The 14,812-nt window shown below is 66.0% G+C and carries 13 protein-coding genes; 12 read left to right on the top strand and 1 reads right to left on the bottom strand.

Translation table 11 applies throughout. From position 1 onward, the window contains the following. Positions 1-121 precede the first annotated feature (121 nt). The 6 genes from AB4Y40_RS06520 (at position 122) to AB4Y40_RS06495 (ending at position 7,559) form a co-directional block, all read left to right on the top strand. A complete protein-coding gene (locus AB4Y40_RS06520; protein WP_368686931.1) occupies positions 122-1,018 on the top strand; it encodes a TauD/TfdA dioxygenase family protein in 897 nt (298 codons plus the stop codon). A 48-nt stretch (positions 1,019-1,066) separates the two neighbouring features. Then, positions 1,067-2,497: an aldehyde dehydrogenase family protein gene (locus AB4Y40_RS06515; protein ID WP_368686930.1), complete on the top strand. Its 1,431-nt coding sequence runs from the start codon at positions 1,067-1,069 to the stop codon at positions 2,495-2,497. Continuing rightward, positions 2,494-4,149: a GMC family oxidoreductase gene (locus tag AB4Y40_RS06510; RefSeq protein ID WP_368686929.1), complete on the top strand. Its 1,656-nt coding sequence runs from the start codon at positions 2,494-2,496 to the stop codon at positions 4,147-4,149. Before AB4Y40_RS06515 ends, AB4Y40_RS06510 begins: the two co-directional genes overlap by 4 nt. Before the next feature lie 91 nt (positions 4,150-4,240). Further along, positions 4,241-5,524 carry an MFS transporter gene (locus AB4Y40_RS06505; RefSeq protein WP_368686928.1) on the top strand — a complete coding sequence of 428 codons (1,284 nt, stop codon included), beginning with the start codon at positions 4,241-4,243 and terminating at the stop codon, positions 5,522-5,524. 112 nt (positions 5,525-5,636) lie between these two features. Next, the gene (locus AB4Y40_RS06500; RefSeq protein WP_368686927.1) at positions 5,637-6,758 is read left to right on the top strand and encodes a porin; all 1,122 of its coding nucleotides are present in this window, start codon (positions 5,637-5,639) and stop codon (positions 6,756-6,758) included. Between the two features lie 183 nt (positions 6,759-6,941). Next, the gene (locus AB4Y40_RS06495) at positions 6,942-7,559 is read left to right on the top strand and encodes a histidine phosphatase family protein (protein WP_368686926.1); all 618 of its coding nucleotides are present in this window, start codon (positions 6,942-6,944) and stop codon (positions 7,557-7,559) included. Between the two features lie 20 nt (positions 7,560-7,579). Here AB4Y40_RS06495 and AB4Y40_RS06490 read toward each other — a convergent pair whose 3' ends face one another. Beyond that, entirely contained in the window at positions 7,580-8,659 is a 1,080-nt protein-coding gene (locus tag AB4Y40_RS06490) for a serine hydrolase (protein WP_368686925.1), read from the bottom strand. 207 nt (positions 8,660-8,866) lie between these two features. Here AB4Y40_RS06490 and AB4Y40_RS06485 point away from each other — a divergent pair, with 207 nt between their 5' ends. From AB4Y40_RS06485 to AB4Y40_RS06460, 6 genes are all read left to right on the top strand, one after another. Further along, positions 8,867-9,547 carry a MarC family protein gene (locus AB4Y40_RS06485; RefSeq protein WP_368686924.1) on the top strand — a complete coding sequence of 227 codons (681 nt, stop codon included), beginning with the start codon at positions 8,867-8,869 and terminating at the stop codon, positions 9,545-9,547. Between the two features lie 126 nt (positions 9,548-9,673). Next, positions 9,674-10,387: a GntR family transcriptional regulator gene (locus tag AB4Y40_RS06480; RefSeq protein WP_368686923.1), complete on the top strand. Its 714-nt coding sequence runs from the start codon at positions 9,674-9,676 to the stop codon at positions 10,385-10,387. Between the two features lie 36 nt (positions 10,388-10,423). After that, the gene (mtnK, locus tag AB4Y40_RS06475; RefSeq protein WP_368686922.1) at positions 10,424-11,683 is read left to right on the top strand and encodes an S-methyl-5-thioribose kinase; all 1,260 of its coding nucleotides are present in this window, start codon (positions 10,424-10,426) and stop codon (positions 11,681-11,683) included. 60 nt (positions 11,684-11,743) lie between these two features. Continuing rightward, on the top strand, positions 11,744-12,820 hold the full coding sequence (gene mtnA / locus AB4Y40_RS06470; RefSeq protein WP_368686921.1) for an S-methyl-5-thioribose-1-phosphate isomerase: 1,077 nt from the start codon (positions 11,744-11,746) through the stop codon (positions 12,818-12,820). A gap of 71 nt (positions 12,821-12,891) precedes the next feature. After that, complete coding sequence (locus AB4Y40_RS06465; protein WP_368687115.1) at positions 12,892-13,527, top strand: class II aldolase/adducin family protein; 636 nt, start codon at positions 12,892-12,894, stop codon at positions 13,525-13,527. Between the two features lie 124 nt (positions 13,528-13,651). Further along, positions 13,652-14,767, top strand: a complete 1,116-nt coding sequence (locus tag AB4Y40_RS06460) for a sugar ABC transporter substrate-binding protein (RefSeq protein ID WP_368686920.1) — start codon at positions 13,652-13,654, stop codon at positions 14,765-14,767. Positions 14,768-14,812: the final 45 nt, after the last annotated feature.

Genomic DNA, 14,812 nt, shown 5'->3' with positions numbered 1-14,812 from the left:
GAACACTTCAACGCGTCCCGCCGCTTCCTGCTTTAGGACCACGACAGCTGTTTGTGTCCGCCTTAAGTTAACACCCATCGGAACAGCCGACCCAGCCGGCGCCGAATCTAGGAGACAAGACATGACGAACGCGATCGCCACGCCCGAGGCGAACCCGACCCCTGCGCATGCGCACTTTACGCTCGACCCTGTTTCGCCCGCCATCGGTGCGGAAGTGAACGGCATCGACCTGCGCGAAACGCTGGACGACACCACCGTCGCCGCGCTGCGCGCCGCGCTCGTGCAGCACAAGGTGCTGTTCTTCCGCGACCAGGACATCACGCCCGCGCAGCACGTGGCGCTTGCACGCCGGTTTGGCCAGCTCGAAGTGCATCCCGTGTTTCCGCATCACGCCGACCATCCCGAACTCGTCCTGCTGGGCGGCACGCAGGCTTCGAAGGCGCGCGAGAACATCTATCACTCGGACGTGTCCTGGCGCGAGATTCCCTCGATGGCGTCGATGCTGCGTTGCGTGGAATGCCCGCGCAGCGGCGGCGACACGATCTGGGTGAACATGGAGAAGGCCTATGCGGAGCTGCCCCAGGCCGTGAAAGCGCAACTCGCCGGCCTCGAAGCCGTGCATGACATCATGCCGTCATTCGGCTCGCGCATGTCGGCCGAAGAACGCGGGGCAAATCGCGTGAAATTCCCCGCCGTGATTCATCCTGTGGTCCGCACGCATCCGGAAAGCGGCGAAAAGATCCTGTACGTGAACGAAGGCTTCACGACCCATCTCGCCAACTTTCTGAGCACGGGCACGTTTCGCGTGGGCTTCGATTTCCGCTACGGCGAACTCGAGTTGCTCCAGTATCTGTTTCGCCAGGCCGCCATTCCCGAGTACCAGGTTCGGCTGCGGTGGGCGCCCAACACCATCGCGTTCTGGGACAACCGCTCGACCCAGCACTACGCGATCCAGGACTATTTCCCGGCCGTGCGGCGCATGATGCGCGCAACGATCATCGGCGACAAGCCGTTCTGACGCCTCGCGCATTTCACTGCACATCTCAATCGACAGGAATCGTTACCCGTGCACAAGATCGATCAGTACTACATAGGCGGCCAGTGGGTCGCGCCCGCGCCAGGCGCAAGTATTCATGAGATGGTGTGCCCTGTCACGGAGGCGGTGGTGGGAACGGTGCTCCTCGGCACGCACGCCGATGTCGAGCGCGCCGTGGCCGCGGCGCGCGCCGCGTGGCCCGCGTGGTCGGGCACGAGTGTCGCGAGCCGCGTGGCGCTGCTCACGCGCATCATCGAGCGCTATACCGCGCGCTATGACGAACTTGCGCGTGCAGTGAGCACGGAAATCGGCGCGCCGATCAAGTTGAGCCACGAACTGCAGGCGCGCGTGGGCCTCGCGCAGCTGCAGAGCGTGCGCGCCGCACTGGAGTCGTTCGAATTCAGCGAGCGGCGCGGCTCGACCGAGATCGTGCGCGAAGCCGTGGGCGTGGTCGCACTCATCACGCCGTGGAACTGGCCGCTCAACCAGATCGCGGCGAAGGTCGCGCCGGCGCTTGCGGCGGGCTGCACGGTCGTGGTCAAGCCTTCGGAGATTGCGCCGCTCGACGCGCGTCTGTTCGCAGAGATACTCGACGAGGCGGGCGTGCCGCCCGGCGTATTCAACCTGGTCTACGGCGACGGCGCGACAGTGGGCGCGGCACTGTCCGGCCATCCCGACATCGACATGGTGTCGATCACGGGCTCGACGCGAGCGGGCGCGCAGGTCGCCTCGAGCGCGGCGGGCACGGTCAAGCGCGTGGCGCAGGAACTGGGCGGCAAGTCGCCGAGCCTCATCTTCGAAGACGCCGATCTGCCGACCGCGGTGAAGGCGAGCGTGCTGGCCTGCATGCTGAATTCGGGGCAAACCTGTATCGCGCCCACGCGCTTGCTCGTACAACGCAGCCAGTACGATGCGGCCATCGAAGTCGCCTGCGCGGCGGTCAACGCGCTGAAGGTCGGCGATCCGGCCGCCGCGGACACGATCCTCGGCCCGATTTCCAATCGTGCCCAGTACGAGAAAGTCCAGCGGATGATCGCGATCGGCATCGAAGAGGGGGCGCGTCTCGTGGCGGGCGGCGAGGGCAGGCCCGCTCACCTGTCACGCGGTTTCTTCGCGCGGCCCACCGTGTTCGCCGACGTGCGCAACGACATGACGATCGCGCGTGAAGAGATCTTCGGTCCGGTGCTCGCCATCCTTCCGTTCGATACGGAGGAAGAGGCCGTCACGATCGCGAACGACACGCCGTATGGCCTCGCCGCTTACGTGTGGTCCGGCGACGCGGCGTGCGTTCGTCGCGTAGCGGCACGGCTTCGCGCGGGCAGCGTGCAGATCAACGGCGCGAAGATGGATCTCGCGGCGCCGTTCGGCGGCAGGAAGGCGTCCGGCAATGGGCGGGAGCACGGCGCGTATGGTCTCGCCGAGTTCCTCGAATACAAGCAGATCACGGGCTGCGCGGCATGAACCGACCCGCACAGGAATTCGACTACGTCGTGATCGGCGCGGGGTCGGCGGGTTGCGCAATTGCCGCGCGCCTTGCCGAAAGCGCGGGCCCGAGCGTCGCGCTCATCGAAGCGGGACCGAGCGATCACCACTACACGGTGTGGGCCCCGCTCGGTATCGCGGTGACGGTGCCGCGCGAAGGGCCACGCAACTACGCGTTTCATACCGAGCCGCAAGCCGGCTTGCTCGGCCGCCGCTCGTATCAGCCGCGAGGGCGGGGTCTCGGCGGCAGTTCGTCGATCAACGGCATGGTCTACATTCGCGGGCATCGCGCGGACTTCGACGCGTGGGCGAACGCGGGCTGTACCGGCTGGAGCTACGAAGACGTGCTGCCGTATTTCCGCCGCAGCGAGTCGAACGAGCGTTGCGCCGGTCGTGACGACGATCGCTTTCACGGTGCGCGTGGCCCGTTGCATGTGAACGAATTGCGCTCGCCCAATCCGTTCTCGCAGCACTTTATCGCAGCGGCATTGCAGGCGGGCCTGAAGCCGAACCCCGACTTCAATGGCTTGGACCAGGAGGGCGTCGGCCTCTATCAGGTCACGCAACGCGACGGCGAACGCTGGAACACGGCACGCGCCTGGCTGCACGGCGGGTATCGCGGCGACACGGCGCACAACGGCGGCCGCGAATGGCTCACGGTGCTGACCGGGGCGCGGGCGCAGCGCATCGTGTTCGAAGGGGGACGCGCCGCGGCAGTCGAGATATGGCGTGACGGCGTTGTGCAAACCGTGCGAGTGCGCCGCGAGATCGTGGTGAGCGCGGGAGCGTTTCATTCCCCGCAGCTGCTCATGGCTTCGGGCGTCGGACCGGCGGCGCATCTGCGCGAATTCGGCATCGAGGTCGTGTATGACGCGCCGCAGGTGGGCCAGAATCTGCAGGACCATCTGGACATCATCGTGAACAAGCAGGTCGCGTCGACCGAGCTGTTCGGGCGCTCCATGCCCGGCCTGATGCGGCTCGCCCGCGAGATTCACCGCTACCGGCGCAAGCGCACGGGCATGGTCACGTCGAACCTCGCCGAGGCGGGCGCATTCGTGCGGAGTGCGCCGGGTCTCGCGGCACCCGACCTGCAACTGCATTTCGTGCCCGCGATGCTCGGCAACCGCGGCGAAGGCAAGCCGCCGCGCGGGCACGGCTATTCGTGCCACGCCTGCGTGCTGCGGCCGCACAGCCGCGGCGCGGTGACGTTGCGCTCGCCTCACATGCACGATACCCCGTCGATCGACCCGCGTTTTCTCGCCGACGAACGCGACATGGCAGGCATGGTCGCGGGCGTGAAGCTGGTGCGCCGGATCTTCGCGCAGGACGCGCTCGCGCGCCATGGCGGCCGCGAATTGTTCACGGACGACATCGCGCGGGAGACGGAGGGCGATGAGGCGATCCGCGCATTCGTGCGCCGCAACGCCGACACGGTGTACCACCCGGTGGGCACCTGCCGCATGGGCGCCGACACGCAATCGGTCGTCGATCCGCAGTTGCGCGTGCGCGGGGTGACGGGACTACGCGTCGTGGACGCGTCGATCATGCCGACACTTGTGAGCGGAAATACCAATGCCGCTGCAATCATGATCGCGGAAAAGGCGGCGGACTTGATGCGCACCGGCATGTAGACGGCGCCTGTCGTTACGCTTTCTGTTGCTTCCTAGTTGATTCGGATAACGAATCGATACGCGCCGCGTTAGAACCCCGAGGTCAAGACTCATGCTTCAGATCGAACAACCCGTGGCCGCGACACACGCTGTGCGTGCGCGTAACGGCTGGGCCACGGTCGCCGCGCTGTTTCTGTTCATGGCGCTCAATTTCGCCGATAAAGCCGTAGTCGGCCTGGTCGCGGTGCCGATGATGCGGGACATGGGATTGAGCCCGGCGCAGCTTGGCATCGTCGGCAGCGCATTTTTCGTGCTGTTCGCCGTGTCGGCCATCGGCGTGGGCTGGATCGCGGACCGCCTCGATCCCACGTGGCTGCTCGCCGGGCTTGCGCTCGTCTGGGTGGCCGCGCAGTTGCCGATGATCTGGCCAGCAAGCTTCGCGACGCTCGTGCTGTGCCGCATCGTGCTGGGTGCGGGCGAAGGTCCCGCATTGCCGCTCGCGATGCACGTGACGTATGAGGCCTTCGACGACCGGCGACGCAGCCTGCCCACGTTGATCGTGCAGCTCGGCGCGACGGCGGGGCTCGTGCTGGCCGGGCCCGCGTTGACCTACGTCGAGCAGCGCTGGCACTGGCGCGCCACGTTCCTCGCACTCGGCGTAGCCGGCGTGGCGTGGGTCGCGCTATGGCTCGCGGTGCGGTTTGCGGGGGCGCCACGCATGCGCGTTCGGGCGGCGGCCGCCCCGCGCGCCGTCACGCCCGGCTGGCGTGTGTTGCGCTCGCACTTCGGCAGCGCCACGGTGCTGACCGTCCTGTTCCAGTCGTTCGCGGGCTATGCGGTCGTCGCCTGCGGCATCACGTGGATGCCCGTTTATTTCCGCCTCGGGCTGGGCATGCCCCCCGCGCGTGCAGGGTGGCTGTTCGGTCTGCAGGTGCTTTTGCAGGTGCCGGTGGGGTTCGCGCTGGCCACGCTCTCGCACGCGCTGCTCAGGCGCAGCGTCTCGACGCGCATCGCGCGAGGCGTGCTCGTGAGCGCGTGCTGCACGGTCGGCGGGATCTTGCTGTGTGTCTCGTTTGCATCGTGGCCGCCGCTCACGAAGGTGGCGCTGGTGGGCCTGGCCTGCGCATTCGCCACGCAGGCGTTCACGTTCGGGCCGCAACTCGTGGCCGAAGTCGTGCCGGGCGCGAACCGCGCAGCCATGCTCTCGACCGTTCATGCGCTCGCGACGACGGCCGGCTTGTTCGCGCCGGCGCTCATGGGACATCTCGTCACTTCGACGGCGGGCCCACGCGGCTACGAAGCGGGTTTCGGCGCAATGGGCGCGCTGCTCGCCGTAGCGGGCGTGGCGGGCTTTCTCTGGCTGCAGCCCGCAAAGGAGGGCCGTGGGGCGCGCTGAGGTTCGCGTACCCGATTCAACCGGAAGCTTTATTGGGCCGGGTTCTTTGGTAATTCGCAGTGCGATCCATTCCGCCAACGAGCGGATACCGACAACAGAAGAGGAGACATGCATGCGTTTGAAGCTGATTAGCCAGGGTGTGATGGGCGCGACGTTCGCAATGGCCGCGAGCGCCGCCTGCGCCCAGACGAGTGTGACGCTCTACGGTGTGGCCGACACGTTCTTCCAGTACCTGAACAACGGCGGCACCGCGTCGGTTTCCCAGCGCAGCGGCGGTTCGACGGGCTCGATGTTCGGCCTGAAGGGTTCCGAAGACCTCGGCAACGGGTTCAAGGCCAATTTCGTGCTCGAAAACGGCTTCAACCTCAACAACGGCACGGGTTTTGCGGACACGACCGCCTTGTTCTATCGCCAGGCGTGGGTCGGCGTGGCACACGGCGATTACGGCGCGCTCACGTTCGGCAGGCAGTACCAGCCGAGCTTCCGGGCCGTCTACCCGAGCGATCCGTTTCGCGCCAACGAGGTGCTTTCGCCGCTTTCGGCCGCCGTGCTCGCGACCGATCGCAATACGCTCTCCACGCAGTACGCCGCGGGCCGCACGAGCAACTCGATCCTGTATGTCTCGCCGAAACTGGCCGGATTCCAGCTCAACGCCATGTATGGTTTCGCTGCGACCGTCACGCAGCCGGTGCCGGCGACCACGGGCAATATTCTCGACGTTTCCGCGACCTATACCGGCTATGGCCTCTTCGTCGGCCTGGCCTACATGAACGAACATGCGGGCACGGAAACCGTGCCCGGCCTGCCGGCCGCCCTTACGCTCGTGGGCACGGAGCATTACACGGCGGCGCTTGCCTACCGTATCGGCATTGTCAACCTGCAGGCGAATTATTCCTATGCGAGGCCGAAGACACCGCCCGCGCATTCGCTCGCGGCCGCGCTCGGCTCCGCGCATGCGTACAACGTGACGGAGGTTGGCGCGACGATTCAGGCCACCTCGTTCGACGCGATCCAGATCGCCGGCATTCAGCGCAACATTCACGGCGTCAACGACGAAACGCTCGGCATCGAACTGGGCTACGATCGGCAGATCTCGAAGCGCACGAGCCTTTACGCGCGCGCGGGGTATCTGAAGAACCACGGCCAGGCGATGATGAGCTGGCCCGGCATTTCGGTTACGGCCCCGCAATCGTCGCAAACGCTTGCCGTGCTCGGTATCTCGCATCTTTTCTGAAGCCGGTTACTGCGGACTCCAAATGAATGAGGAAGCGGCGCGGCATGACAGCCTCGTCGCTTTCGATATGCCTTCATTTTGCCATGTGGAACAACAGGGTAGCGGCACGGCCAGATGCCCCCAAAACAGGTATGCTGCGGACATCCCGCGTGTCCCGCGCGGGGCACGAACGTGGAGTTCCCGATGTGTGCCAATCCTGCCAGTGTGTCCTCCGGACTGCGCGAAGTCTGGTTGATCCGTCATGGTGAAACGGAATGGAGCCTCTCCGGGCAGCACACCGGCCGCACCGATATCGCGCTCACCGGGCACGGGCGCGAGCAGGCGCGCTCGCTGGCGCCGTCGCTCGCCGCACAGCACTTCGACGCGGTGCTATGCAGCCCGATGGCGCGCGCCATCGAGACGTGCCAGCTTGCGGGCCTCGGCGACGAGATGACGATTTCGGCCGACCTGCACGAGTGGGACTACGGGATTTACGAAGGTCTCAAGACAGCGGAGATCCGCAAGACCGAACCCGACTGGAGCGTGTGGCATTCGCCCATCGCGCATGGCGAGGATCTCGCGCGGGTTCAGACGCGCGCCGCGGCGGTGATCGAGGGGCTGCTGGCGATGCGGGGCCGCGTGGCGCTCTTTTCGCACGCGCATTTCCTGCGCGCGTTGGGGGGCTGCTGGGCTTCCGGTTCGGCGGCGCTCGGCGAGCATCTGTATCTCGACACGGCTTCGGTCAGCATTCTCGGCTTCGACCACGAAAGCCGCGCCATCCGCCGCTGGAATGCGCTCGGCGAGCGCAGGGCGTTGATGTGAAGACGCCCTGTCGTGCTCGCTCAGCGCAAGGAGCACGACAGCCAGTGCGCGATTCGCACGCCGTCCAGGCGCGAACCCTCGGGCGTGGCGCTCCCTAGCATCGTGACGATCACGGGCCGCCGGCCGTGCACCATCACGCGCATCACCATATTGTGGCCGGACTCGTTGATGAAGCCGGTTTTCTGCACGCTCGCGCGCACCTGGCCGTAGCGCACCAGCCGATTGCTGTTCACATACAGCAACTGCCCGCGGCCAGTGGGCACGCGTTCCTGATGGTCGATCGAATAGCGGCGAATCAGCGAGTAGCCGTTGGCTGCGCGCACCAGGCTCGCCAGCTCGCGCGCGGTTGAGACGTTCTGCGGCGAGAGCCCCGTCGCGTTGACGAAATGCGTGTGCTTCATGCCGAGACGCTGCGCTTTCGCGTTCATTGCCGCGATGAACGCAGCCTGCCCGCCCGGATAGTCGCGGCTGAGCGCCGAAGCCGCACGGTTTTCCGAGGACATCAGCGCAACGTGCAGCATGTTCGCGCGGGTGAGCGAGGCTCCCACGCCGAGGCGCGAATGCGTGAACTTGAGCGTGTCGAGATCGGCGGTCGTGACCGAAAGCCGCTGTTGCAGCGGCGCATGCGCGCTATCGAGCCAGACGATGGCCGTCATGAGCTTCGACACCGATGCGATGGGCGCCACCGTGTCGGCATGGCGCGCGTAGAGCGGCGTGTGGGTGTTTTCGTCGACGACGTAGATCGCATGCGAAAAGAGCTGCTTGCGCGAGGCCGGCGTAAAGCCGCAGCGGGCGAGCAGGCGAGGGGCGTGCGCGCTTTTGGCGCTCGCGTGCGCGGCGTGATGCGGCGCCGGCGGCGGGCCGTGTCTGGGCTTCGCGCGTTTGGTGCGGCGCTTCGTCCCGGAGAGCTTGGTGGAGGGCGCATCAGCGGGCATCGAACGGTGCGCGGGCTTGGTCTTGTGCGCGACTTTCTTTTTCCTTTTGGGCGTGGCGTGAACGGTTCTTTCCGCCGCGGTGTGATGAGCGGCTGCATGGGCGCAGACCGGAGCCGCGCCGGCCGCGAGGCCCGCGACGATCAGGGCGAGCAGGCTGGACAGCAATCGAAGTCGGGAAGCGAAAGGCATCGACAGATGGGCTTGTACGTTGGGTCTGCGCGGCGCGCGTCGAGATTCTGGCGGCATTGTTCGAGCCGCATCGGCCGATGAAGTTCCATTCCGGTTCCATAATCGTCACCCAGTGGGACCATCGTCGTATTGAACGGGCGGCGAGCGGGTCCGTATACTCCGTGATGCCAAGGGGGAACAGGGATGCTCAATCAACTCTCCGACACCTTCCTGCTCGTCTTCGCAGGACTCTTTCCCGTTATCAATCCGCCCGCGGCGGGGTTCATCGTACTGAGCATGCTGCCGCATGCGACGGCCAGCGAACGCGCATTTCTCGCGCGGATCATCGCCATCAACAGCCTGTTCATTCTGCTCGGGGCGCTGCTGATGGGCGCCTATGTGCTCTCGTTCTTCGGCATATCGATACCCGTGTTGCGGGTGGCGGGCGGGCTGGTCATCGCGTTCGCCGGCTGGAACCTGCTGCACAAATCGCCCGATGGCGCGGAGGCGGCACAATCGCAGGCGCCGCCGGATTCGGCGCGCCAGGCGACGCTGCGCGCCATGGCGTTTTATCCGCTCACGCTGCCGGTTACCGTTGGACCGGGTTCGATCGCGGTCGCGATTGCGCTGGGCACGGGCCGGCCACGCGGTCACGTGCAACTCGTCAATGTCGTCGGCGTGCTGCTCGCCTTGATCGTTCTTTGCGGCTGCATCTATCTCTGTGTGCGTTTCGCGGGGCACGTCGGCAAGCGGCTCGGACCGGTCGGGACGGAAGTGCTCATGCGCCTGCTCGCCTTTGTGCTGCTGTGCATCGGCCTGCAGATCCTGTGGCTCGGGATCGAGGATCTGCTCGAGTCGGTGCCGCTTTCGGTGAGCGTCAAATAGCGCAGCGCGCCGCCGCAGCCCTCGCCATGTTGCGCCGCATGAAAGGGAAAACCACGAGCCCATAACATCAGACGTCTGATGTAGATTGAAGCGCAACGTAGCCAACCCACGCAAACTTGCGAAGCCATGCGCCTGAGCGTCGATCAGTCGATGTGCGAGCGAATCCAGGATTCGCTGCTGGAAATGATCCGCGAGCGCTCGCTCAAGCCGGGCGATCAAATCCCCCCGGAGCCGGAGCTTTGCGAGCTGTTGCGCGTGGGCCGCTCCAGCTTGCGCGAGGCGGTCGCGCAGATGATTTCGCACGGTCTTCTCACGCGCGTGCACGGTAAGGGGACCTTCGTCAGACAAATCACGCTCAAGCTGCAAGGCGGTCTGGATGATCTGATGTCTGTGACGGACATGATACGCAGTGTCGGTGCGGTGCCTTCCACGAGCCGTCTGCAGGTGAGGACGATCGCGGCTTCCGGCAGCCTCGCGCAAAAGCTCGGCCTCGCCGAAGGCGATCCGTGCGTGCGCTTCGAACGCGTGCGGCGTGCCGACGATGCGATCGCCGCTTACTGCATCGACATCGTGCCCAAGGCGCTGCTCGAAGGGCAGGAGCTGGGCGAGTCGCTGTTCGGCACGCTGGAGCGGGCGGGCGTGCGGCTCTCCCACACCCATAGTTCGATCCAGCCGACCGTTCTCACGCCGCGGGATTTGCCGGAACTGCAGGAGAGCATCGGCATGTTCCTGCTGATCGACGAAGTGGATTTCGACGAGACCGGCCGCGCGGTCTGCTACAGCAACGACTATTACAACGCCAGCATTTTCAAGTTCGATCTCGTGCGCAAGCGACGTTAGGCGGGCCGGCGGCCCATTTCCGGACAGGAAGAACGTATGCACTTCGAAGCTTTCAGTTCTGCCGAATTGACCGACTATCTGCTCGGCGTTCCGGCCGTTTGCGCAAGGCTTGGCGACGACAGGGAATTGCAGGTCGTCGAAGTGGGCGACGGCAATCTGAACTACGTCTACTTCGTGAGCAGCACGCGCGACCCGCGCCTGAGCGTCGTGGTGAAACAGGCGCCGCCGTACCTGCGACTGGTCGGTGAAGCATGGCCCTTGCCGCGCGAGCGCATGGAGCGCGAAGTGGCGGCGTTGCGCCGCTTCGGCGCGCTGTGCCCGGAACACGTGCCGAGCGTCTTCCACGCGGATAGCGAGAAGTTCCTGATGGTGATGCAGCGGCTCGATTCGCATCGTGTGCTGCGCGGGGGGCTGATCGACGGCATCGTGTATCCGCGGCTCGCCGATCACATCTCCACGTTTCTGGCCCGCACGCTCTTTCACGGCTCCGATCTCTATCTTGCGCCGGATGCCAAGAAAGCGGCCGTAGGCGGCGACATCAACACCGAATTGTGCAAGATTACCGAGGAACTCGTCTTCACGTTTCCGTTCGAAGATCATCCCTCGAATGTCTACAGCCCCGCGCTGCCCGCGGCTGCGATCGAACGGCTGCGCACGCACGAGCCGCTGAGGCTCGCGGCAGGCGAGATGAAGTGGGCCTTCATGAATCATGCGGAAACGCTCGTGCACGGCGACCTGCATACGGGCTCGATCATGGCGAACGAGCACGAGACGTATGTGATCGACCCCGAGTTCGCGTTCTATGGGCCGATGGGCTTCGACACGGGCGCGTTCATTGCGAACCTGCTGCTCGCGTATTACGCGCGCGACTGGCACGACCGCGAGGCGAGACGCGACCCGGCAGCCTACCAAGGCTGGCTGCTCGAGCAGGTGGAGGCCGTGTGGAACGCCTTCGCGCAAAAGTTCGGGCAGATCTGGCGGCTGCACGAGCGCGAGACCGGCCACGCGTATATCGGCGGCCCGGCGGGCACGCGTGCGGCTCAGGCCTTCCGCGACGATTTCATCAATCGCCTCTTCGCCGATACGCTCGGTTTTGCGGGCTGCAAGATGATCCGCCGCATCGTCGGCATGGCGAAGGTGGCGGAAATTACGGGCATCAAGGACGACGCGGTGCGCGCGCGTGTGGAAGTGCGCTGCCTGAAGCTCGCCGAAGCGCTGCTGGTACGGCGCCGCGAGCTGCCGTCGATCGAGGCGGTCACGGCGCTGGCCGCACAGGTGCTCACCGAATTGGTTTAAACGAATACAGGCTGCCGCATGAGCGGCAGCGCCCGGACAACCGGCATCGACGGAGAACGTATGACGTTGCAGGCGCAGCAATCGAGTCTTCCGCCCACCATCGAGTGGCGCGACGACACCCTTTATCTGCTCGACCAGACGCGTTTGCCGCGCGAATGCGTGGTCGAGGCCGTGGACAGTGTCGAGGCGGTCTGGCGCGCGATCCACGAGTTGCGCGTTCGCGGCGCACCGGCGATCGGCGTCGCGGCCGCCTATGGCCTGTGTGTAGCGATGCGGCACGAGCCAACCGGATCGCGCGATACGTTCCTCGCGCGTCTCGCAGCGCACGCCGCGTATCTGGACAGCGCGCGGCCCACCGCGGTGAATTTGCGCTGGGCGCTCGAGCGGATGCTCTCACACGCACGCGCGGAGTCCGGCGCGACGGGCGCGACATTATATGAAACGCTCGTTGCCGAGGCGAAGCGTATTCATCAAGAGGATATCGGGTTGTGCGCGCGCATCGGCGAAGCCGGGCGCTCGCTGATCGCGCCCGGCAGCGGCGTGCTCACGCACTGCAATGCCGGTGCGCTGGCCACGGCGGGCATCGGCACGGCGACCGCGCCGCTCTATTGCGCGCATCGCGACGGCGTGGCGTTTCGCGTCTATGCGGACGAGACGCGACCGCTCCTGCAAGGCGCGCGGCTCACCGCTTACGAACTGCAGCAGGCGGGGCTCGACGTCACGCTGATCACCGACAGCATGGCGCCGACCCTGATGGCCCAAGGGCTCATCGACCTCGTGATCGTCGGCACGGATCGCGTGGCCGCGAACGGCGACGTCGCGAACAAGATCGGCACGCTCGGCGTGGCGATCGCGGCGAAGCACTTCGGCATTCCCTTTTATGTGGCGTGTCCCTCGTCGACGCTGGATCTGCGCACCGCCAGCGGCGCGGACATCGAGATCGAGGAGCGCGGCGCGGCGGAGGTGACGCATCTCGCGGGGCAACGCACCGCGCCCGAGGGCATTCAGGTGCGCAACCCTGCGTTCGATGTCACGCCCCATACGCTCGTGACCGGCATCGTGACGGAGCGGGGCATCGTGCGCGCGCCCTTCGAGGCAAGTCTTGCCGCGCTGTTCGCTACCGGAGCGGCAGCGTGAGCGGCGCAAGCGAAGGCCGCCGTGCGGGCGAGACGGCGGAACGCGCGCGCGACGCGCGCGCGGAAACCGAAATGCGCCAGCAGATCGTCGATACCGCGCGCGAGATGGAGCGCCTCGGCATCAATCAGGGCACCTCGGGCAACGTGAGCGCGCGCTGGCATGACGGACTCCTGGTGACCCCGAGTGGTGTGCCGAGCGCCGCGCTCACGCGCGAGCGCATCGTCTGGATGCCGCTCGACGTGCGCGACGACGATCCGCTCTTCGAAGCGCAACGCCCCTCGTCGGAGTGGCGTTTTCATCGCGACATCCTGCGTGCGCGCGCTGACGTGAACGCCGTGGTCCATACGCATTCGCAGGCCGCGACGGCGCTCGCGATTCACAGTCGCGGCATACCCGCGCATCACTACATGGTGGCCGCGGCGGGCGGCAATTCGATTCGCTGCGCGCCGTATGCGACCTTCGGCAGCCAGGCGCTCTCCGATCACGCGCTCGAAGCGCTGGACGAGCGGCTCGCGTGCCTGCTCGCGCATCACGGCGTCATCGCGCTCGGCCGCGATCTCGCGCGGGCGTTGTGGCTGGCAAACGAAGTGGAGGTGCTCGCCAGGCAGTATTTGCTGGCCTGCCAGCTCGGCGAGCCGCCGCTGCTTTCCGACGCGCAAATGGAGGAAGTCATCGAGAAGTTCAAGGGCTACGGCCCGCGCAGGTAATACCCGCGCGCTCGCGTCCAGGCAGTCGTTGCAATGCAAGGCACACGCGGTACAAACGATTACGCAGTCGGTTGGCGGTTCGCAGGTCAGTCAAAAACCAGCAGATCAAAAACAGGAGACGGTGATGGCGTGGAGTTCAGCAGGGTTCGACAGATGGGTGGCGCGCAGCGCGCGCATGGGAGCCACGGCCGGCGTGACGATGTTCGCCGCCGCGGCGATGCTGGCAGGCTGCTCGAAGAGCGAGTCGCCCTCGACCACGGCGGCCGCGTCCGACGCCGCCGCCGCGAGTGCGCCGGCGCAGGCAGCGGCTGCGGCCCCGGCAGTCACGAAGATCAAGGTTGGCTTCTCGATCGCCACGCTCAATAACGCGTTCTTCGTCGGCCTGAAGAACGGTGTGGAGCGCGGCGCGGATAAGCAGGGCTTCGATCTCGTGCAAACGAACGCGAACGGCGACGCACAGCAGCAGGTCAACGACACGCTCAATCTGCTGAGCCAGGGCGTGCAGGCGATCGTGCTCAATCCGATCGATTCGAAGGCGATTATCCCGGCGGTCGAGAAGGCCAATTCGATGAACGTGCCGGTCTTCATGCTCGACCGGGGTTCGGACGGCGGCAAGGTGACCTCGTTCGTCGCTTCGGACAACGTAGCGCTCGGCGCCGCCGGCGCGAAGTGGATCGCCGACCAGTTGAGCAAGCGTTATGGCTCGCCCAAGGGCAACGTGGTCGATCTGATCGGCCTGATCGGCACCACGGCGGCGACCGATCGCGAGAAGGGCTTCTCGGAAGAGATCGCGAAGTATCCCGACATCAAGGTCGTCGCGCGCCAGGAAGGCGGCTTCGACCAGGAGAAGTCGCTCAACGCGATGACGAGCATTCTGCAGAAGTATCCGCAGATCGACGCGGTATTCGGCGCGAACGACGACAACACGGTGGGCGCGGAAAAGGCCATCGACAATGCGGGCCGCTACAAGCCGCTCGGCGACCCCGGCCACATCATGGTGATCGGCGCGGACGGCACGGCGCAGGCGCTTTCGGCGATCCGCGCGGGCAAGCAGGACGCGACGATCTCGCAGAACCCGATCGGCATGTCCGCCAAGGCGATGACGTTCATCACCGACTACGAGGCGAAGAAGGACGTGCCCGCGAACTACGCGTGGCCGACCTATCTGATCGACAAGTCGAACATCGATTCGGACGGCGCGAAGCAATACGGTCTGTGGGCGCTCGAAGTCAAGCAGTAACGGGCGGTCCTAAGCGCCGGGCGCGCGCGACGCGTGCGCCGGCGC

The sequence above is a fragment of the Paraburkholderia sp. EG287B genome (assembly GCF_040965595.1).
Classification (GTDB): Bacteria; Pseudomonadota; Gammaproteobacteria; order Burkholderiales; family Burkholderiaceae; genus Paraburkholderia.
Note: the sequence above shows the minus strand (reverse complement) of the source record. Positions and strands in the feature narration are given on the sequence as shown.

What these genes read in the sequence shown, in the direction of transcription:
- AB4Y40_RS06520 (WP_368686931.1), top strand. Translation starts at nt 122, where the DNA reads ATGACGAACGCGATCGCCACGCCCGAGGCGAACCCGACCCCTGCGCAT.
- AB4Y40_RS06510 (WP_368686929.1), top strand. Translation starts at nt 2,494, where the DNA reads ATGAACCGACCCGCACAGGAATTCGACTACGTCGTGATCGGCGCGGGG.
- AB4Y40_RS06505 (WP_368686928.1), top strand. Translation starts at nt 4,241, where the DNA reads ATGCTTCAGATCGAACAACCCGTGGCCGCGACACACGCTGTGCGTGCG.
- AB4Y40_RS06500 (WP_368686927.1), top strand. Translation starts at nt 5,637, where the DNA reads ATGCGTTTGAAGCTGATTAGCCAGGGTGTGATGGGCGCGACGTTCGCA.
- AB4Y40_RS06495 (WP_368686926.1), top strand. Translation starts at nt 6,942, where the DNA reads ATGTGTGCCAATCCTGCCAGTGTGTCCTCCGGACTGCGCGAAGTCTGG.
- AB4Y40_RS06485 (WP_368686924.1), top strand. Translation starts at nt 8,867, where the DNA reads ATGCTCAATCAACTCTCCGACACCTTCCTGCTCGTCTTCGCAGGACTC.
- AB4Y40_RS06480 (WP_368686923.1), top strand. Translation starts at nt 9,674, where the DNA reads ATGCGCCTGAGCGTCGATCAGTCGATGTGCGAGCGAATCCAGGATTCG.
- mtnK (WP_368686922.1), top strand. Translation starts at nt 10,424, where the DNA reads ATGCACTTCGAAGCTTTCAGTTCTGCCGAATTGACCGACTATCTGCTC.
- mtnA (WP_368686921.1), top strand. Translation starts at nt 11,744, where the DNA reads ATGACGTTGCAGGCGCAGCAATCGAGTCTTCCGCCCACCATCGAGTGG.
- AB4Y40_RS06465 (WP_368687115.1), top strand. Translation starts at nt 12,892, where the DNA reads ATGCGCCAGCAGATCGTCGATACCGCGCGCGAGATGGAGCGCCTCGGC.
- AB4Y40_RS06460 (WP_368686920.1), top strand. Translation starts at nt 13,652, where the DNA reads ATGGCGTGGAGTTCAGCAGGGTTCGACAGATGGGTGGCGCGCAGCGCG.